The sequence below is a fragment of the Mesorhizobium sp. M7A.F.Ca.MR.362.00.0.0 genome, assembly GCF_004023175.1.
Classification (GTDB): domain Bacteria; phylum Pseudomonadota; class Alphaproteobacteria; order Rhizobiales; family Rhizobiaceae; genus Mesorhizobium.
In genome coordinates, this window is record NZ_RZTF01000137.1 from 13,395 (window position 1) to 14,833 (window position 1,439).

The following is a 1,439-nucleotide window of genomic DNA, read 5'->3' on the forward strand; positions in this document are numbered from 1 at the left end:
TGTGCTGGCATCGTCCGCGGCGGATGCGTTTCACGCCGATCGCGGCGCCGCGATCGGCACGCCAGATGCTACAGCGTGCCAAACCGGATGGCGGATACGGAACTTTCTGCTTTCGGGAGGGCGATTTCGGTCAGGTGGGTCGCCACCTGCCGTCCTATGATGAAATACATCCCAGCGCGGATGTGCTTCCACCGGAGATCGACGGACATGGCTTCCTTCAGGCCCAAATACATCACCTTCGACTGCTACGGCACGTTGACCTTTTTCCAGATGGCGGAAGCGGCGCGCGACCTCTATGGCAGCCGGCTCGACGAGCCGCGCATGCAGGAATTCATCAAGAACTTCGCGGCGTATCGGCTCGACGAGATCATGGGCGACTGGAAGCCCTATGCCGACGTCGTCCACAATGCGCTCGAGCGCACCTGCAAGCGTAACGGCGTCGCCTTCAGCGCCAACGATGCCCGAATGGTCTACGAGCGCGTCCCGACCTGGGGGCCGCACGCCGACGTTCCGGCCGGCCTGGCGAAGGTCGCCAAGGAAATTCCGCTGGTCATCCTGTCCAACGCCATGAACGCGCAGATCATGTCCAATGTTGAAAAGCTCGGCGCGCCGTTTCATGCCGTCTACACCGCCGAGCAGGCGCAGGCCTACAAGCCCCGCTTCAAGGCCTTCGAATACATGTTCGACAGGCTGGGCTGCGGCCCGGAAGATATTCTTCACTGCTCGTCTTCGTTCCGCTACGACCTGATGTCGGCACACGATCTCGGCATCAAGAACAAGGTCTGGGTCAATCGCGGCCATGAACCGGCCAACCCGTACTACGGCTATGTCGAAATATCAGACATTTCCGGTCTTCCAGGCGTCGTTGGGCTCTGAAACAGGCGGATTGCCGATGAAGTTCGTCTCCTACTGGCACGACACGGCCCCTGTCTTTTCCGGCGGGGCGCAAGGCCCGGTCGAGGGGCACTACGATGCCGCCATCATCGGTGGCGGCTTTACAGGTCTCGCCGCCGCGCGCCAATTGGCGAAGGCTGGAGCCAAGGTGGCCGTGCTGGAGGCGGAACGTGTGGGTTGGGGCGCATCTGGACGCAATGGCGGACACCTAAACAATGGCCTCGCCCACGGCTATCTCTCCGCCAAGGCGGAGCTCGGCAAGGAACGCGCCATCGCGCTCTACCGGGCGCTCGACGACTCCGTCGACACCATCGAGGCGCTGGTCGCGGAGGAAGGCATCGACTGCAATTTCCGCCGCGCCGGCAAGCTGAAGCTCGCCTCCAAGCCGCAGCATTTTGATGCGATCGCCCGCAACTTCGAAGCCCTCCATGCCGAAGTGGATCCCGATACGGCGCTGCTGTCTGCGGCGGATCTCAAGTCCGAGATCGGCTCGCCATTCCACGGCGCGATGCTGTCGAAGAAGAGCACCATAATGCATATGGGCC

The 1,439-nt window shown here is 62.3% G+C and carries 2 protein-coding genes; both read left to right on the top strand.

Annotation, left to right across the window (positions count from 1 at the left end; translation table 11 throughout):
- Nucleotides 1-207: 207 nt before the first annotated feature.
- Nucleotides 208-876, top strand: coding sequence for a haloacid dehalogenase type II (locus EOC06_RS17990; protein ID WP_127327811.1), 669 nt, complete (start codon nucleotides 208-210; stop codon nucleotides 874-876).
- Nucleotides 877-892: 16 nt separating this feature from the next.
- Nucleotides 893-1,439, top strand: a 547-nt coding sequence (locus tag EOC06_RS17995; RefSeq protein WP_164898638.1) for an FAD-binding oxidoreductase, incomplete at its 3' end; no start/stop codon positions are given.